This is a genomic window from Candidatus Omnitrophota bacterium (genome assembly GCA_040755155.1).
GTDB lineage: Bacteria > Hinthialibacterota > Hinthialibacteria > Hinthialibacterales > Hinthialibacteraceae > JBFMBP01.
Genome location: JBFMBP010000059.1, coordinates 1 through 17,613 on the forward strand (window position 1 = coordinate 1; position 17,613 = coordinate 17,613).

At 51.4% G+C, this 17,613-nt stretch carries 16 protein-coding genes; 9 read left to right on the forward strand and 7 right to left on the reverse strand.

What is annotated here, in order from left to right:
• Window positions 1-168 precede the first annotated feature (168 nt).
• From AB1656_07715 to AB1656_07740, 6 genes are all read right to left on the reverse strand, one after another.
• Complete coding sequence (locus AB1656_07715; GenBank protein MEW6235258.1) at window positions 169-927, reverse strand: PrsW family intramembrane metalloprotease; 759 nt, start codon at window positions 925-927, stop codon at window positions 169-171.
• Between the two features lie 153 nt (window positions 928-1,080).
• Window positions 1,081-2,919, reverse strand: a complete 1,839-nt coding sequence (locus AB1656_07720; protein MEW6235259.1) for a peptidyl-prolyl cis-trans isomerase — start codon at window positions 2,917-2,919, stop codon at window positions 1,081-1,083.
• 247 nt (window positions 2,920-3,166) lie between these two features.
• Window positions 3,167-3,523 (reverse strand): hypothetical protein, encoded by a 357-nt coding sequence (locus AB1656_07725; GenBank protein ID MEW6235260.1) that lies wholly within the window; start codon window positions 3,521-3,523, stop codon window positions 3,167-3,169.
• Between the two features lie 202 nt (window positions 3,524-3,725).
• Window positions 3,726-5,261, reverse strand: coding sequence for a hypothetical protein (locus AB1656_07730; protein MEW6235261.1), 1,536 nt, complete (start codon window positions 5,259-5,261; stop codon window positions 3,726-3,728).
• Window positions 5,262-5,316: 55 nt separating this feature from the next.
• Window positions 5,317-5,952 (reverse strand): phosphoribosylglycinamide formyltransferase, encoded by a 636-nt coding sequence (gene purN / locus AB1656_07735; protein ID MEW6235262.1) that lies wholly within the window; start codon window positions 5,950-5,952, stop codon window positions 5,317-5,319.
• A gap of 1 nt (window position 5,953) precedes the next feature.
• Window positions 5,954-6,751 (reverse strand): sugar phosphate isomerase/epimerase, encoded by a 798-nt coding sequence (locus tag AB1656_07740; GenBank protein ID MEW6235263.1) that lies wholly within the window; start codon window positions 6,749-6,751, stop codon window positions 5,954-5,956.
• 158 nt (window positions 6,752-6,909) lie between these two features.
• Here AB1656_07740 and AB1656_07745 point away from each other — a divergent pair, with 158 nt between their 5' ends.
• The 6 genes from AB1656_07745 to AB1656_07770 all read left to right on the forward strand — a co-directional run bounded on the left by AB1656_07745 (window position 6,910) and on the right by AB1656_07770 (window position 13,866).
• Entirely contained in the window at window positions 6,910-7,785 is an 876-nt protein-coding gene (locus tag AB1656_07745) for a glycosyltransferase family 2 protein (protein MEW6235264.1), read from the forward strand.
• Window positions 7,786-7,893: 108 nt separating this feature from the next.
• The gene (locus AB1656_07750) at window positions 7,894-9,318 is read left to right on the forward strand and encodes a putative collagen-binding domain-containing protein (protein ID MEW6235265.1); all 1,425 of its coding nucleotides are present in this window, start codon (window positions 7,894-7,896) and stop codon (window positions 9,316-9,318) included.
• Between the two features lie 19 nt (window positions 9,319-9,337).
• Entirely contained in the window at window positions 9,338-10,426 is a 1,089-nt protein-coding gene (locus AB1656_07755; GenBank protein ID MEW6235266.1) for a M42 family metallopeptidase, read from the forward strand.
• 33 nt (window positions 10,427-10,459) lie between these two features.
• A complete protein-coding gene (locus AB1656_07760) occupies window positions 10,460-12,055 on the forward strand; it encodes an ABC transporter substrate-binding protein (protein MEW6235267.1) in 1,596 nt (531 codons plus the stop codon).
• A gap of 27 nt (window positions 12,056-12,082) precedes the next feature.
• Complete coding sequence (locus tag AB1656_07765) at window positions 12,083-13,012, forward strand: ABC transporter permease (GenBank protein MEW6235268.1); 930 nt, start codon at window positions 12,083-12,085, stop codon at window positions 13,010-13,012.
• On the forward strand, window positions 13,009-13,866 hold the full coding sequence (locus tag AB1656_07770; GenBank protein ID MEW6235269.1) for an ABC transporter permease: 858 nt from the start codon (window positions 13,009-13,011) through the stop codon (window positions 13,864-13,866). Before AB1656_07765 ends, AB1656_07770 begins: the two co-directional genes overlap by 4 nt.
• Window positions 13,867-13,878: 12 nt before the next feature.
• Here the strand turns inward: AB1656_07770 and AB1656_07775 are convergent, their stop codons facing one another.
• Window positions 13,879-14,451, reverse strand: a complete 573-nt coding sequence (locus AB1656_07775; protein ID MEW6235270.1) for a type II secretion system protein — start codon at window positions 14,449-14,451, stop codon at window positions 13,879-13,881.
• A gap of 233 nt (window positions 14,452-14,684) precedes the next feature.
• Here AB1656_07775 and AB1656_07780 point away from each other — a divergent pair, with 233 nt between their 5' ends.
• The 3 genes from AB1656_07780 (at window position 14,685) to AB1656_07790 (ending at window position 17,611) form a co-directional block, all read left to right on the forward strand.
• The gene (locus tag AB1656_07780) at window positions 14,685-15,893 is read left to right on the forward strand and encodes a Gfo/Idh/MocA family oxidoreductase (GenBank protein ID MEW6235271.1); all 1,209 of its coding nucleotides are present in this window, start codon (window positions 14,685-14,687) and stop codon (window positions 15,891-15,893) included.
• Window positions 15,894-16,252: 359 nt separating this feature from the next.
• Window positions 16,253-16,564 carry a HigA family addiction module antitoxin gene (locus tag AB1656_07785; protein ID MEW6235272.1) on the forward strand — a complete coding sequence of 104 codons (312 nt, stop codon included), beginning with the start codon at window positions 16,253-16,255 and terminating at the stop codon, window positions 16,562-16,564.
• A 75-nt stretch (window positions 16,565-16,639) separates the two neighbouring features.
• On the forward strand, window positions 16,640-17,611 hold the full coding sequence (locus AB1656_07790) for a PmoA family protein (GenBank protein ID MEW6235273.1): 972 nt from the start codon (window positions 16,640-16,642) through the stop codon (window positions 17,609-17,611).
• Window positions 17,612-17,613: the final 2 nt, after the last annotated feature.

The following is a 17,613-nucleotide window of genomic DNA, read 5'->3' on the forward strand; positions in this document are numbered from 1 at the left end:
TGCATGGCGAATTGACGGGTAGTTATACGTAATGCCCTTTTGTTTGATGCACAAGCTTTGGAAAAGATGGGAGGGTGAGCCTCCTGGCGAACTATTGGATCTATACGTCTCGGCGGGAGCCTCGCCCTCCCCGTAATGATGATGGCAAATACTTCGAATCAAATGGTATTATTTGAAAATAGGTTTTTTTATGGGGTTGGCGTAGGGGGACTTATGTAAGGCGATTTTGACTTTCTTGTTGAGATAATAGAGAAGAGAAACCTGCAAAATCAACAATCCCGCCACGCTTAAACCGTATGAGGCGAGCGAATTGAAAAGAGCATGAAGCGCCATGCCTAAGATCAATCCCTTGACGATAATGATGCGGGCGAGCGCGCGATGGCGAAGAAATTTCGCTACCCCCAAAGCGTAGCCCCACATGCACGAATCGATGACGTGTCCCGGTACGGAGAGAATGCCGCGCAAAAAGGCGAGATTCCATAACGCGCTCTGGGGGATAACGCTCGAATCGGGCGGAGGAACGAATTCGGGCGTTTGGTATTCGAACCATAAATACGATACGTTTTCCAGGGACGCGAATCCCAACGCCGCCGCCGCCGCGTAAACGATGCCATCCATCGGTTCGTCGAATTCCCAACTGCGGAAAATCGTCAGATAAACGACCAGGAATTTGCATAATTCCTCGATGACCGGCGCGATGAAGCAAGTGCGGTAAGCGGATGAAATTTCCCGGTGAGGGATGCCCAGCGATAGAACGAAACTAGCGAGCATGGCGGGAATCACCGCCAACATTCCCAAAAAGAATACGCATAAAACCAACTTTTGCGGTTCCGGCTCCCATTTGTCTTTTTTATAAATGTATCCCAGCCAGAATATTCCTGGAGCGAAGGCCAGCAAAGCGATCAGATAATACGGTTCTGCGCCCATGGTCTCGCCGCTCGAACGAATTCGATCGAGAACGGCCGCCTCCCAATATAATCGGCATCAATAAAGATACGTAATCGATTCCGTTTATATTTATACGGCTGTACGGAAATAAAAAAAGGGCGGCGCCAGGCCGCCCTTTTTCTGTTTGTATCTTCACTTAACGGGATCAAGACTGACTCGTTCCACGAACCGCGGATCGAACGTATAGATGTCTTTGTACAGGATTTCAATCTTGTCGGGATCGACGGTTTTCTTCATGGTTTCGTCGAAGGCTTCCGACCGCCGCTTATTCGTCAATACCCGTTCCAAGTGTTTCTGAACGGCGGGATGATCGTACTCTTCCGCTTTAGGCTCCGGCTTCTCCAGGCAGCCGAGGACGTAATATCGGTCGCCTTCCTTGAGAGGCTCCTTGCTGAATTCGCCCGCCGCTAAATTCATAGCGCTGGTAATGAGATACCGGGGAAGCGCTTCGGAATCGCTGGAGATCAAGCCGACTTCTCCGCTTTTGGACGCCGAATCGCTTTCAGACATCTCGCGGGCGACGTCGGCGAATTTCTCGCCCGCTTTCACTCGTTCCAGCGCCTTGTTCGCTTTGTCCATTGCGGCTTCCTGCGCTTTATAAGCGGCGTATTTGTCCTTTTCGTCGTAAGGCGGGATTTTGAAGGACATTTCAGCGATGCGGGATTGGGGACGTTGCAAAAATTCCTTGGGATTCTTTTCCACATAATCCCGCTTCTCTTCTTCCGTAATCGGATGCTCTTCCACCCAACGGTCGGAGAGTTTCTTCCACCAGGCGGAAAAGGTATTCTGATCGCGCATCACGGAAGAGTAGACGATATAACCGGGTATTTTTTCGTATCCCAGGTCTTTGGCGAGTTTTCCGGCGATGTAGCGGAAAATGATTTTATACTTCAGGTCTTCGATGGTTTTTTCTTCGAAGGCTTTTTGATCCATGTCCTCGGGTTTTTGCAAAGGCCGGAGTTGAATTTTATCGTAATCGTCCTTGGTGATTTTTTCTCCATAGACCACGGCGATAACCGTATTGGGATCGGCTTTTTCGTCGAAGATCGCTTCGGGGTGGTATTCCTTTACCGTTTTATCCCAATTCTTATCGACGAGTTCCTTGTTCAAGTCCTCGATTTTGATTTTGCGCAATTTGTTTTCTATGGATATTCTGACTTGTTCGAGAGGCGTGTAGGTTTCCGGCGTCAGAGTCTCCAGTTTTAGAATCTCATAACCGAAGCGGGTTTGGATAATGTCGCTGACATCTCCCGCCTTCATTTTCAATAGTTCTTCTTCCAGCTGGATATTGATGGCCTGATCCGGTTTCTCTTTCCGGGTATAAAGCGGTCCGAGGAGCGTTCCTTTTTTGTCGGAATCGGAAAACTCCTTGGCGACAGCTTCGAAATCGGAGCCGGAATGTATTAGCGCCAAGGCTTTGGCCGCACGATCCTTCGCGATCTTTTGGACGTCTTCCGCCATATCGATGGTTCGGAAAAAGATATGACGGAAACTGAACGTCAGCGGTTTATAATAATCTTTCTTGTTAGCGTCGTACTCTTTTTGCACTTCCTCGTCGTTGGCTTTATAGGGAAGATAAAACTGATGGTAAACATAAAATCGGGTAAGCCAATCGTATTCCATATCCCGGTTTTTGACGACATAAAAAGGATCTTTGTCATAATCCTCTTTAAGAGCCTGGGCGGTAATGAGGCGTTCGAAAATGCAATTCTTCACGATATCTTGTATGGCCTCTTTCCGTTGCGCTTCGTCTTCGTTGCGCAACTGGCTGAGGCGTCCCTGGTTGTAATGAAGAAAATAGCCGATCGTGAGTTCGAGATCGCCGTACTTGATCGCGGGCGCGTCGAAGGGGATTTTCGTGACGTTCGCCACGGTCGGAGCGCTGGGCTGGGCGCCGGCGATAGAGCCGAAAAGCGTAATGGCGATGAGTCCTCCCCAAATGCGGAGAGAATGAGGGCGAATGCGAAACATACTTATTGGACCTCCATTGCGTGAAATAGGTATGAAATATATGGTTCCAAAACGATCTTAATGGCGCTATGGCAACGCGGCCTCAACAAAAGCGGCCTGGCGAAAGCTAGCGCCGCAAGAACGCCGTATTGTACCTTAATCTATAACGGCGCCAACCCATCTTAAAAAATCCTTCGTTGTTCGTTGAGTTTCAAAAAGCGCCAACGCCGGGTGGCAAGGGCAAATTTTTTTTTGCCCTTGAGAATTCCTACTTCGTTTTTTCGCCGACGAAATGATCGGCTTTATTTTTGAATAGCATATTGAAGGTCGTCAGGGTTCCATAAATTTTGGTAATATATTGTTGAAGATTGACCTTATCTTCGTCGTCCAGTTTTTTGTGCGAATTGATATTCTGTTCCAATACCCGCAGTCGGTCGCGAACCATCACGATCTTATGGAAAAACAAATCGATGGGGATTTCTTTGGGAATGGTAGATTCGTCTTTCGGTTGGATATAGATTTTACCCCCGATCCACCGGTCGCCCAGCGGCGTATGGCCGACGGGAAGATCTTCTTGAATGAGTTCTCGCAATATCGCTTTCAATTCGTCGCGAGTGAATTCCATGTTTCCTTCTCCTTAGCTCAATGACATATCATGGCGGTCTTGCATTAGAGGCGGAGACGTTATGCACGGCTCCTTGACAAGAACCAGCCGCATTCGAATGCCTATTATTAACCGTCTTTTCGGAGAGGGTCAATCTGCTCGAAAAGCCGGGACCGTTGCGAAAAGCCAATTTCCGAAAAATAGCGATGCGAATTGGGAGCGATCAAGCGGAAGAATTGTTCCCCGGAGTTTCGATCGGCCCTTCGAGAGGGGGAGAGGAATAGAAAGAATCCATGATCATATTCAGAAAGAGTTGTCTTTGTTTGGCGGCGTTGTAGGTATTGGTTTCGAAATCGATGTCGCCCGCCTTGTCGCAATCGAAGCGGGCATAGAATTGATATTCGTCTTGGTTGAGTTCTTTCAAATTTCCGATCATGCCTTCTCCGACGGGGAGGTTAAGCACCCACCCGCGGTTGGCGGCTTCATTTTCGTTCACTTCGCGTTCGAAAATGCTGAATTTCTTCTGTTTTTCGATTAATTCCGACAAGGATTTATCCAACTGCATAGCTTCGCCGACTTCTATAGCCGTTAGCGTGATATGCGACGGGCCGCTGGTTTCCGTTTTCGTGGGCGGTCCCAGACAACGGGACATAATCTCCAAGTGCATGAGATATTGGGCGGTGGCGTAATTCCGCGCTTTTTCGTTGTCGCCATAAAAAATGACGTTGCGCGGAAAAGAAGTCGCCACTTGAAGCAGGGAGTGAAAATCCGTCCGGATTCGCTTGATGATGCGTTCGCGGAAATGGGGATTCAAGTCGCGGCGGGAAATGAAACTGCGAAGATTTTTATGATCGACGATGCTGAAATCGCCGTTGTTCGAAAATTGCCAGTTATAGAGAACCAATTCTAAATGGGTGATATTGTCGAAGGTAAGAGACAATTCGCGATTGGCGATTTCCTGCTCCATGATCTCGCGGAATTTGCGGGATTCCTTGACGTCGTCCAAATAGTCGTCAAATAATCCTTGAATAACGCTGCCGCGCAAGGCGTTGACCAGAGGTTGCGAAGCGGGAGGAAAGCCGCCGCCGGTAAGTTGTTTTTTGACTTCTTGCGTAAAGATTTGAATCCATTGGTCCCAACCTTCGAATCCGCCCAGAAAAAAAACCTGGGCGCTTTTGGAATCTTCCATGCGGTAGCCCCTGGAGCCAAATCCCAGGATATGGATTCCGGGAGCGCTTAACATTTTCCGTAGTTGCATAGTTCCAAAGCGCAGAAGAACCTTATCTTGTTCCGTTTTCTTTCCCGATTCCGCCAAAAGAACGGCGGCTTTGTCTTCGGGAGTGTTAAAAATTTCCTGGAGGCCTTTTTTTACATAACTGGCGATCCAAGCGGATATGGTTTCCGTCCGTTTGACAATGCTGTCGATTTTATTGATAATGGATTCATTCTTTATGGTTTTGCCTTCCTGCTGATGATTACAAACGGTTTCGAAGTAGGTCAAATCGTCATGGGACAGCCATATCCCGGCTTTCTGGAACGCCATTTTTATGATCCGTTCCGCCCAGACGCGCTCGTCGCTGGTTTTCCGCCATCCCCATTTGTAAAAGGGAGCGTTGCTGGTTCCCGTCATCTTGCGAGCCAGCCCGAGATCGGCCAATAAATCGGTTTTCGTTTTGGCGGCGGATCGAATCCAACGGAGGAGAAATAGCAGGCAGAGCAAGAGAATCAAAATGGGAAGAACAACGAATATCTTCGACATGATATATTGACCTCTGGCCGCCGTCAGCAATAAGCGCGTGGAGCAGTAACATCTATTATAGTGGGACGATTTTGACGCGCTTTCCTTCTATCCGTAATCTATTTTCGGCGAAAAGGCGAATGGCTTCAGGATAGATTTCTCTTTCCGCCGCTTGCACTCTCTCCGCTAAGGAATTAGGGGAGTCATCGTCGCGCACTTCCACAACCTTTTGCAAAATAATCGGCCCGGTATCGTAATTTTCATCGACGAAATGAACCGTCGCTCCCGTAATTTTAACGCCGGATTCGATTACCGCTTCATGAACGTGATGTCCATACATGCCCTTGCCGCAAAAAGAGGGAATCAGGGCGGGATGGACGTTCATAATTCGTCCATACCACTTGGGATCGGGTCGGAAAAGCGACATGAAGCCCGCAAAAAGAATCAAGTCGGGTTGGGCATTCTCCACGGCGAGCGATAGGGCTTGGTTGAATTCCTTCCAGGATGCGAATTGTTTTCGGGAGATGACTTGGGCGGGGATGTTATGTTTTTGCGCCCGTTCGAGGCCATAAGCGTCTTCGCGGCTGGCGATGACGAGAACGATGTCGATGGGCAGTTCTCCTCGTTCGCGCCGGTCGATCAGGTTTTGCAGGGTTGTACCGCTTCCGGACAATAGAACGACGGCGCGCAAAGGCGTCTTTTTCGTATTCACGTTAAGATTCTCCGGCAAGAATTTCTTTATAATAATTATAAGATATTTCCGCGCTTTCTTTGGGGGAATAGGACGATTCATCTAAAACGAATGCGATTCCGCCTTGGTAAGATATCCCTTTCAGCGAATGCATGATTTCTCGGAAATCCAATGTTCCTTCGCCCAATTCGCAAAAGGGAGGCTCGCCCTTCGCTGCTTCTGGCTTGACGTCGCGGAATACAAGATGGCGGACGCAAGCGCCATACGTTTTAAGGATGCGTACGGGATCTTCTCCGGCGCAATGGAGATGCCCTGCATCGGGACAGAGAAAGAAGGCGTTTTCTTGGACGAGATTCATGAGGCGGTCGATTTCTTCCTCGCTCGATAAGCGCGAATCGCATCGCGTAAGAACGCAAAGATTGACATCATAATCCTGGCAGCGCTTGCCGATTTCGTTCAATGCGAAGGCGGCGGTTTGGAAATCTTTGCGCTCCGATTCGGCGATTTCGCGGCTGGAGATATCGAAAACCAGGACATGCGATCCCATTTTCTGCAGGAATTCGGCGCGGCGCAGCGTTTCCCGATGGATTTCTTCCCGTTTCTCTTCAATAACGGCGTCCCCTTGAATCCATAACGCGGAGAGAACCAGCCTCCATTGCGTCAAATGACGCAGCGCTATCTCAGAGCGATCGAAAAAATTCGCGTAAAGGCAAGTCAAGTCTTCGACGCCTTGGTATCCGGCGATGGAAATATCGTCGAGGGCTTTTTCCCATTCATCGCCCCAAGCAGCGGCATGATAGGAAATAGGATGAAAGGACATGCGCGATTCCGGCTCCCACGGTTATATCGTCGATTGGAGATGCATTATTTTAGTAAAGATAAGGAGATGCGGCTAGGCGATGGGAATAGAAACAAAAAAGGTATAGTATATTTCACGTCAATAGGTTTTAGCGAAAAGAGGGAAAGGCGATTGCGTCAATGAACGAAGAAACGCCGATAACGGTAGTCATCGCCGCCTATAATGAAGAAGCGGCCATCGGCCAGGTTGTAGGCGGATTGAAAGCGGCGTTGCGCGATGCCGAGCACGAAATTCTCGTTGTCGACGACGGTTCGTCCGACGCCACGGCGGAAAAGGCCGCCGCCGCCGGAGCGCAGGTCATTCGCCATCGCGTCAACCGGGGCTACGGCGCATCGCTGAAGACGGGAATCCGGAAGGCGAAATACGATCTTATCTTGACGTTCGACGGCGACGGCCAGCACGATCCGAACGACGCGCTGCGCCTGCTGCAAGCGTTGAAGCAAGGATGCGACATCGCCATCGGCGTTCGCGACGGACGTTCGTTTCAATATGCTTCCCGAATGCCGGGAAAGTCCCTTCTACAAGGTTTCGCTGGATTTCTCGCTGGAGTCAAACCCGCCGATGTCAATTCTGGATTGCGCCTTTTCCGCAAAGTGGACGTGATGAATTATTTCCCCTTACTGCCCAATGGATTTTCCTTCTCCACGACGTTAACGCTGGCGATGCTTAAAGACGCCTACGAATTGAGCGAAATCCCCATCCAAACCCATCCCCGCCAAGGAAGGCGAAGCACAGTGAACCTCGGCGACGGCTTGCGGACGGCGATGTTGATCGTCCGCATCGCCGCCTTGTTCAATCCGCTCAAGGTTTTTACACCGATCAGTTTATTATTGTTTCTCTTGGGATTCGCTTACGCCGCTCTGAATATTTTGCTGCGGGAATGGAATGTACCGAGCGGAGCGGAATTGTTGATGATCGCCGGAGTGATTGTCTTCTTCTTCGGCGTGCTGGCGGATCAGCTGGCTTCTCTTCGGCGAATCAACAAGGATGAGTGATGAGTGATGAAAAAAAAGTAGGATGAGTAGCGTTGATTGACCCATCGGTTTTGATAATAAATATTCACCATTCAAAAATAGGAAGGGAACACAATAATGGTTTATTTCATGAAATTATCAATAAAGGCATGGAAGAATTTTCGCCGCGTATTTATCTTTTTGCCGATGATGGCATTGGTTTATCCCGCCTTGGCGGGGACGCCGATCCAGTTGCATCCTGAGAATCCGCATTACTTTCTCTTTCGCGGCGAACCTACGATATTAATCACATCCGGCGAGCATTATGGCGCCGTTCTCAATCTCGATTTCGACGCCATCCCCTATCTCGACGAGTTGAAAGCCAATGGCTTGAATCTTACGCGCACTTTTTCCGGGGCCTATTGCGAGAGATTCGGCGAATTCAATATCGAAAAGAACACGTTGGGACCTGCGCCTTTACGTTTCGTCTGTCCTTGGGCGCGCAGCGCCGAACCGGGATATAAAAACGGCGGCAATAAATTCAATCTGACAAAATGGGACGAAGCTTATTTCCAGCGCTTGAAGCGGTTCGTCGCCGAAGCTGGAAAGCGGGGAATCGTCGTCGAATTGGTTCTGTTTTGTCCCTTTTACAATCCCGAACTATGGACCTTTAGCCCCATGAACGCCATCAACAACATCAACGGCTTCAGCAAGGTCTCCAGCATGGAACCCTACGCCATGAAGGATGCCGATCTGCTCGCCGTCCAGGACGCGATGGTGCGCAAGATCGTTGAAGAATTGAAGATTTTCGAAAATCTTTATTATGAAATATGCAACGAACCCTATTTCGGCGGCGTGACTAAAGAGTTCCAGCGCCATATCGCTGCCACAATCGTAGAGGTGGAGTCCGCTTTTCCTGGCAAACATCTCATCGCCCAAAACATCGCCAACGGCAGCGGCGTCATCGACGATCCCGATCCCAACGTCTCGCTTTTTAACTATCACTACGCCTATCCCCCCGACGCCGTCGGCCAGAATTATCGTTTGAACAAAGCCATCGGCTACGACGAAACCGGCTTCAGCGGCGATAGCGACGTAAAATACCGGGGCGACGCATGGGCTTTTCTCTTGGCGGGCGGCGGCCTATTCGATAACCTCGATTATTCCTTCACGACGGAGTACGAAAACGGAATCGCCAGCCAGAACGCTCCCGGCGGCGGCAGTCCCGCCCTGCGTTTGCAGTTGAAGATATTGAAGGATTTCATGTACAGTTTCGATTTTATCCGCATGAAGCCCGATTCCTCCATTATTGCGGGATTGGAGCCGTCAAAACCAATTCGGGCATGGGCCTTAGCCGAAGAAGGCGAAGCCTGCGCCGTTTATCTGCGCGGCGGCCAACAGGCGGATATCCGCTTGAAGATGGCGCCTGGCGCATATAAAGCGGAATGGGTGAATACGGTAACCGGCAAAGTGGATAAAGCGGAGACAATCAAACATGCCGAAGGCGAAATGAAGTTGTCTTCGCCGGAATATAGCAGCGATATCGCCCTGCGCGTTTTACGGACGAAAAAGTGACGATAAAGAGGAAAAAGCCGTGATCATCGATATCGAAAAGGAAGAAGCCTTTTTTCGCGAGATTACGCAAGCGCCTGGCGCGTCGGGCTTCGAAGAGGAGATTCGCAGCGTCATCCACCGCCATCTCGAAGGACTTGCCGACGAAATAACGACGGATCGTTTGGGTTCGCTTATCGCTATGCGCGAAGGAGAAAACTCCAACGTGCGGTTAATGTTAATCGCTCACATGGACGAAGTCGGTTTTCTCGTGAAGGGCACGGATAAGCGGGGCTATATCCGTTTTCTGCCCATCGGCGGCTGGAATGCGCAGACGGCTCTCGGCCAGCGAGTAACGATCCAAACCAAGCGCGGTCCCGTCTTCGGCGTCATCGGAGCGCCTTCGCCGCATGAATTGAAGGAAGAGCAACTCAAAAAAGCAGTTAAATTGGAAGATTTGTGGATCGATGCGGGCGTGAGTCTTCATTTCAATCCAGTGCAGGAATATGGCATCCGCCCCGGCGATCCTATCGTCCCTTATGGCGAATTGCAGCGCTCCGCCAATCCTAAAGTATGGATGGCGCGCAATTGGGACGACCGCATCGGATGCGCCATTCTACTGAAAATTTTCCAAGCTATGAAAACGCGGAAGCCTCCCTGCACGGTCTATGGCGTTTTTTCCGTGCAGGAGGAACCGGCGCTGCGAGGCGCGGCGACGTCGTCGTGGATAGCCGATCCCGATTTAGCTTTGGCGGTGGACGTGAGCTTCGCCCGAGACGCTCCCGGCGATCCGGAGGAGGATTATGCGCCGATGGGCGGCGGTGCGTGCCTTATCGTCTGCGACAATTGGATGCTGCCCAATCGGAAATTGCGCGATTCCCTGTTGGATTTGTCGGAGCGGGAAAAGATCCCCTGTCATCTTTCCTATTTGAAGAGCGGCTACGATACGGGCCGCGTGCATCTGCACAAACAAGGCGTTCCGTCTTGCGTCCTGGGCGTTCCCAGCCGTTATATCCACGGATTCGCATCCCTGATCCATGAGGACGACGCGAACCATGCGGCCAATCTGGCGCTGCACTGGATCGAAAATGTGGATGCGGATTACGTCAGGAACATGCAAAGTTTTTTATAAAATTTCAGACGCTTTAATAAGGCGGTTTTTATTGTGCTTTCCTCGATTCCTCTTTCCCGGCGCCATTTTCTAAGCGTTTCAAGCGGTGCAGCATTATGGACGGCATGCGGAGGGGATGATTCGTCCTATAGCGGTTCCTTTTTTTCGCCATCGCCGGATCCCAAGATACTGGTTCTTTACGATATGAACGATCCGCCGACGCTCGATCCCGCCCGTTCGTGGGGCGTGTTCGATGGAACGCTGATTGGGCTGGTTTTTTCCAAGTTGGTCTGTTTCGACAGCAAGGCAGCGATTCAACCCGACCTGGCCAGCGATTGGACGATCGATGAGGGGGGAAAGCGGTATACGTTCCGTTTGCATCCGGCGGCGCGATTTTCCAATGGACGGCCCATCATAGCGGATGACGTGAAATACTCCTTCGAGCGCGTGCTGGATCCGCGCATGGCTTCATCCTCGCAGTGGGTATTGGAGCGAATCAAGCGGATGGAAATCGCCGATGATCGGACAATAACTTTGGTGCTGGAAGAACCCTACGCGCCATTTCTTGGCTTATTGGCTATGCCCGCCGCGTCGATCGTTCCTCGCGAAGAGGTGGAGCGATGCGAGCGGGAAGGCGTTCCCTTCGGCGAAAGGCCGCTGGGCGGCGGTCCGTGGATTTTTCAAGAATGGAAGCACGACCGGCATTTATTATTTCATCGTAACGACAATTACTGCGGCGTAAAACCGAATATGGCTAAGTTGAAGATGCGCATCATTGGCAATCCCTTCACCGCCGTGGCCGAATTCGAAATCGGCAACATCGCCGCCATCAATCCTCTCCCGTTGCCTGAAGTTCCGCGCTGGATTCATCATCCGCAATGGAAGCGCTATGTCGAACTTTATCCTCTATTGAATATCGATATGCTGGTCATCAACTGCGAGCGGCCGCCGTTCGACAACGCCGAAACGCGGCGGGCGTTCGCTCATTCCATTGAGACGCCGTTGGTCTTGCAATGCGTCCGCGCGGGGGCGGGAACCATCAGCCGAGGGCCTATTCCGCCAGGATTGCCGGGATATTCGGAGAATTTGCCGCTTATTCCTTACGATCTGGATAAAGCCCAATCGATCATTCAAAAAACAAATTTGCGGGATCGAATTTTGGACATCGTTTTCCCTTATAATGAAGATTACATTCGCTCGACGGGCGAAGTGATTCAGGCATTATGGAAAAAATTGGGAATCCGTGTCCGCCTGCAACAATTGGAATGGGTGACATATCGAAAATATCTGCGCGAGGGAAATTTCGACATGGCGTGGCGCAACTGGTACGCGGATTATCCTGACGGAGACAATTTTCTCTACCCCTTATTCCATTCGTCGCAAGTGGGTTCGGGCAATATGTCCCGCTTCCGCGATGCGGAGGCGGATGCGCTCATCGAGCGTTCGCAGCGGGAACTCGACAGCGAGAAGCGGCGGGCGCTGCTGGAACAAGCCAATGAGCTTCTCTATCGAAAAACACCGGCGATTTTTATGTGGCACCAAGCGAAATACGCCGTCCATCAACCGTGGTTGGAGGGCTATTCCGAACCGTTGATTTTCAACGGAACCCGCTATTTGAAAGAACGCATCGTTGAGACGGCTTTGCCGTAAGTAAAAGCATGACGAAAGAATCAACTTATGGGCGTATATATAATTCGTCGTCTTCTATGGATGCTCCCCGTCTTGTGGGGCGTAGTAACCATCGCTTTTTTCTTGAGCCGATTGGCGCCGGGCGATCCCGCCGACGCAATGGCGGGACAACGCGCCAGCGAGGAGCAGCGCCGCGCCATCAACGAACGCCATGGCTTCGACCGTCCGCTCTATATTCAATACGGCAAATATTTGTTCAATCTTTTACGCGGCGATTTGGGCTTATCTTATGACAGCCAGCGGCCAGTGGCGCAATTAATCTTAGAACGCTTTCCCAATACCGTCATCCTCGCCACTTCCGCCATGATCGCCGCCGTGTTTTTGGGCGTATCGGCGGGCTTATTGTCCGCCCTAATGCCCAATTCCTGGTTCGACCGCATCGCGATGGTTTTGTCGTTATTGGGCATCTCTACGCCCGTGTTTTGGCTGGGGCTGCTGTTGATTTATCTCTTCAGCATCCAACTACGGCTGCTTCCGCCTTCCGGCTTTGAGGGAGGAGACCTTCGCTATTTGATACTCCCCGCCATCGCTTTGGGAACGCAATCCGTCGCGTTCCTGGCGCGCATGACGCGGGCCAGCCTGTTGGAAATCATGAACGAGGAGTATCTGCGCACAGCGCGGGCTAAGGGCGCCAGCCCGTTTCGCGTCGTCTTCAAGCACGCCTTCGCCAACGCCCTCATTCCCATCGTTACGATTATCGGATTGGATTTCGCCAGTTATCTTTCCGGCTCCGTATTGACGGAAAAAGTTTTTTCCTGGCCGGGATTGGGGCGTTTTCTGGTAACGGCGATTGCGCAGCGCGATTATCCATCGATCAACGGCGCCGTGCTCTTTTTTTCCGTGATCTTCATCGCGATCAACCTGATCGTCGATTTACTCTATGCGTACTTGGATCCCCGGATCCGCTATGAAACATGAAAGCGCTGCGCCATCCCTATATTCTTTTCGGCGGAACGATAGCGATTTTGCTGATCGTAATCGCCGTTTTCGCGCCTTATATCACTCCCTGCGCTCCCGACGAGATCGATCTCCACGCGCGTTATCTTAAGCCCTCGTGGGAGCATTGGTTCGGAACGGACGTGATGGGACGCGATATTTATACGCGAGTGGTTTACGGAACGCGGATTTCGCTCGGCGGCGGCGTCGCCTCGCGCACGATGGGTTTGATTATCGGCGTCATCGTCGGTGCGTTGTCGGGCTATTACGGCGGCAAGACGGATATGATTTTACAGCGCATCGTCGATGTAACGATGGCTTTTCCTTTTCTGCTGCTGGTGATAGCCATAGCCATTATTTTTTCCGATTGGAGCCTGGCGGAGGCGAGTAACGGCTTGTTGCCCGTGTTCCTGGCCTTGAGCGCCGTCATGTGGGCGGGGATGGCGCGCTTGATGCGTTCCCAGGTCATGGTGGTTAAAGAACGGGAATACGTCCTCGCCGCCAAAGCCTTCGGCGCATCCGACTTCGCCATCTTATTCCGGCACATCCTCCCTAACGCTTACGCGCCCGCGTTAATCTGGTGGACGATGGGGCTGGCGCAAGCCATCATGGCGGAAGCAGGGCTGTCGTTTCTCGGCCTGGGTGTGCGTCCGCCTACGCCCAGCTGGGGCGGCATGATTAATTATGGAACCCAAGCCATACGCGAAGCGCCGTGGGAATCGTTCTTCCCCGGCGCGGCGCTGGCGTTGACGGTCTTGGCTTTCAACTTGCTGGGAGAGGGATTGCGGGACGTCCTCGACGTTCGCGGCGCGGGCGCGCCTGTGCGTGAGAAATGATTGTGTAAGAATTCAAATTTTGGGATATCCCGTAACGATAGGCATTTTCTGGCTTGCCCAAATATTGCCTTCGCTGACGAGTCCATTGGAACTGTCGTAGATTTGCATGCCGTAGGACATCGTTCCATAGTACGTTTGATCCGGGCCATAGGAGCAGGCTCTCCAGGTTCCGTAATAGTCGAGAAAAACGGGGGGATGAATGCTCTTTGCCACATAGAATTGAACATTATGGTATGTGTAATACTGTTCGCTCTGCTCGATGCGGATGGCGTCTCGTTGATTGACGAAAGGATCGGGCAGCAGGCCAGTTGTTAGGTAGGCGACCGGAGTCGTCAGGTTGAAGCGGATATAGCCGGTAGTAGCGTCTCCCAGGTCCGGATGCGTATGCGGCGGCGGCGCGTTGCGATCGATCGTATACATGGCGACGGCGGTTCCGATCGCCCTCAGGTCGGACTCGGCGCGGGCGATTTTGGCGCGGATTTGCGCGTTTAAAAAATTGGGAACGGCGATGGCGGCCAGCACGCCGATAATGGCTACGACGATAAGCAATTCGATCAGGGTGAATCCCCTATTTCTAAAAAACACATTCGGCTCCAATTGAAAAATATTGAAAATGGTTTTTGAAACGGCTCGATGCGGGAGAAAGAGATGAAAGATCGTTTTTTCTTTTTTTTCAAGGAAGAGATGCGCCGCCCGGCGGAATTGCATCCGATTCGTCTTCGCGCGTCTTGCATTCCTTTCTTTATAATCATACCGTTTATAGGAAATAAAGGATGCTATTATCCCTTAAAAAAAAATAAGCGGGAGGTAATAAAAGCATGAAAAATCAAACGATCAACCGCCGCCACTTTTTAGGAAAATCGGCGGGAATCGGCGCGGGCGTCTTCGCGGCGCCGCAAATTTTCAGCCCGAAAGTTCTTGGCGCCAACGATAAGATTCTTATGGGCATCATCGGCGCGGGCGGACGGGGACGCGGCGTCATGCGCAGCCTGATGGGACAGGGAGCCGAATTCATCGCCGTCAACGACGTTTTCAAACCCAATCTGGAGAGGGGTCTGGAAGCAGCAGGAGCGCAGGCGAAGCCATATGACAATTATCGCATGCTTCTGGAAAACAAGGATATCGATGCCGTCCTCATCGGCAGCCCCGAACATCAGCACGGCGTGCAATTGATTGACTCCGTCCAGGCGGGAAAAGACGCCTACTGCGAAAAACCGATGTCGAACTCCATCGAAGAAGGCAACAAGATGGTCAAAGCCGTTCGCGCCGCGAAACAGATTGTCCAAATCGGAATGCAGCGCCGCAGTTCCCCCGCCGTGCACGAAGCGAAAAAGATCATCGATGACGGCAAGCTGGGCAAAATCCACCTCGCCCGGGCGCAATGGTATTGGCAGCACGACAACAAGCCATTGAACAATTCGCCTCTGGACGGCGAATTGGATTGGAAGCAATTCTGCTACCCCAAAAAAGAAGTGAAATTCGAGCCGATGAAGTACCGCTATTGGCGCTACTTTTGGGTTTTCTCCGGCGGCAACGTTACCGACCAGGGAACCCACCTCATGGACGTCATCCAGTGGTTCACCAATTCCGGAACGCCCAAGGAAGCCGAATGCTTTGGCAAAGTATACGAAACCATCGGTTCGGAAACGCCCGACGTATTTTCCGCCGTCTACGATTACGGCGATTTAATCGCCACTTGGACCCTGGACTATGCCAATCGCTACCAGAATGGCTGGACGATCTTCTTCCAAGGCGATAAGGGAACCATGATTCTGGACGAAGACGGCTACCGCTACTTCGAAGAGCCGTGGGAACCGGGCAAAGCCCCCGCATTGGAATACAAGGGCGGCATCCCAACGGAGCCTCATACGCAAAATTTCCTCGATTGCGTCAAATCCCGCCAGGAACCGAACGCGCCAGTGGAAGTGGGGCACAAAGCCGTCTGCGGACCACATCTCTCCAACGTAGCCTGGCACAAGAAGCGCCGCGCCTACCTCAGCGAAGACGCAACGAAAGTTTGGACTTGATTTTTCGATGCGCGATAGTCAAGAAGGCATGGGGGCGGGGCGACTCGCCCCCGCGTCTTTTCTTTGAATCACGATACCACGAAGAAACTCGAATTCCGCGAAATATTTGAATTACGGATTCTCTTGAATTTCATGGAAAATCGTTTTTATGGCGCGATCCCTTGATCTATTTGTTTTTTTTCGTGTTTTTTCTTTCTCCTTTCGAGTTTTCGTGATTCAATACGATGCGAAAACAAAACCATCTTGTATTTTATCGCGCGTAACATGAATAAAAAAAATCCTGGTCCTTATGGATATCCGGATTCAGACAATTTACGGAATGCAGCATCGTTATAGGCATCATTTCTGAGGCGACAATTATGGATGACAGCCTTTCCCCTATTCACCCCGGCGAAGTATTGTTCGAAGATTTCATGAAGCCGCTCGGATTGAGCCAATATCGCTTGGCGAAGGATATTGGAGTTACTCCCATTCGCATCAGCCGGATTGTTCATGGACAGCGAGCGATTACGGTTGATACCGCCATGCGGCTTGCTCGATATTTTGGCACAAGCGCTGCGGTTTGGATGGGGATGCAAGTCCGTTACGACCTTGAAATGGCCGAAAGCAAATTGCGCGACCGCATCGAGCGGGAAGTGAAAGTTCTTCGTCAACCCGTCGCTGGCGCCTAGGTTAACTGCTGGGTGGCAAGGGCAAAGTTTTTTCTGCCCTTGAATACTTCCGAATATTTTAAAGGGGAGAATAAAATGGTAAAACCAATTCAGAATATTTTCCACCGCTTCTCCAGCGTGATGCGAATAGGCCTTGCGCTGGCCATCCTTAGCAGCGTCTTCGCTTTCTGCGCTTGGAGCGCAGAGAAAATAGAAATCGTCCGCAAGCCGCTCGAACAGATCAAAATCTTATGCCAGGGCAAGGAAGTCGCCGTTTATCATGCGGGGGAGGCGTTGGACAAATCCTTCATTCATCCCCTTTGGACGCCGGATCGTCGTTGCGTCACCTATGACTCCCCGGCGGATCATATCCACCACCGAGCGCTCAGCGTAGGCTGGCCGGACGTATCGGGAATCGATTTCTGGGCGGAATCGAATTCGCCTCCAGGAAAGCGGGGCTTTATCACGCCAACCAGCGTCAAAGTGCAAGAAACGAAGGATGGCGTTCGCTTGGTGGAATCGAATCAGTGGAAAAGCGAAGGCGGCGATTTGTTAGTGGAAGGACGCCACGAATGGAATTTCTTGGCGCCTCGGGGAAATTTGCAGATAGCGGACGTTGATTTGCAGCTGACGGCCGCCGTTTCCGAAGTCGTTTTCGGCTCCGAATACAATAGTGATAAGAAATCGCCGCGCACGTATCATGGATTGACGTTCCGCATCGGGCCTTTCGCCGATTTTCGTTTTTACAATTCCGGAAATGACGAAGGCGATGCGAATTGCATGGGAAAAGCGGCGAAATGGTGCGCCATTTCCGGTTTGCAGAACGGCGGGCCGATAACGGCGGCGATTTTCGATCATCCCGGCAACGATTCCCATCCCACTCAGTTTTTCGCGTTAGGGCAAAATATGCAGTTTCTTTCCAGCTCGCCCAATTACAGCCAGCCGAAAATACTAAAAAAAGGAGAGACCTGGCGTCTGCGATACCGGGTGATCGCGGCGGGACAGCCGGAAAAGGGAAGCGCATGGGATTTAGAGGCTTTATGGCGCGAATACGCTCAAGGCCGTTGAAC

Excerpts from the sequence above, each read along its gene's own strand:
- AB1656_07715 (MEW6235258.1), bottom strand. The coding sequence starts at position 927 with ATGGGCGCAGAACCGTATTATCTGATCGCTTTGCTGGCCTTCGCTCCA.
- AB1656_07720 (MEW6235259.1), bottom strand. The coding sequence starts at position 2,919 with ATGTTTCGCATTCGCCCTCATTCTCTCCGCATTTGGGGAGGACTCATC.
- AB1656_07725 (MEW6235260.1), bottom strand. The coding sequence starts at position 3,523 with ATGGAATTCACTCGCGACGAATTGAAAGCGATATTGCGAGAACTCATT.
- AB1656_07730 (MEW6235261.1), bottom strand. The coding sequence starts at position 5,261 with ATGTCGAAGATATTCGTTGTTCTTCCCATTTTGATTCTCTTGCTCTGC.
- AB1656_07740 (MEW6235263.1), bottom strand. The coding sequence starts at position 6,751 with ATGTCCTTTCATCCTATTTCCTATCATGCCGCTGCTTGGGGCGATGAA.
- AB1656_07745 (MEW6235264.1), top strand. The coding sequence starts at position 6,910 with ATGAACGAAGAAACGCCGATAACGGTAGTCATCGCCGCCTATAATGAA.
- AB1656_07750 (MEW6235265.1), top strand. The coding sequence starts at position 7,894 with ATGAAATTATCAATAAAGGCATGGAAGAATTTTCGCCGCGTATTTATC.
- AB1656_07765 (MEW6235268.1), top strand. The coding sequence starts at position 12,083 with ATGGGCGTATATATAATTCGTCGTCTTCTATGGATGCTCCCCGTCTTG.
- AB1656_07770 (MEW6235269.1), top strand. The coding sequence starts at position 13,009 with ATGAAAGCGCTGCGCCATCCCTATATTCTTTTCGGCGGAACGATAGCG.
- AB1656_07780 (MEW6235271.1), top strand. The coding sequence starts at position 14,685 with ATGAAAAATCAAACGATCAACCGCCGCCACTTTTTAGGAAAATCGGCG.
- AB1656_07785 (MEW6235272.1), top strand. The coding sequence starts at position 16,253 with ATGGATGACAGCCTTTCCCCTATTCACCCCGGCGAAGTATTGTTCGAA.
- AB1656_07790 (MEW6235273.1), top strand. The coding sequence starts at position 16,640 with ATGGTAAAACCAATTCAGAATATTTTCCACCGCTTCTCCAGCGTGATG.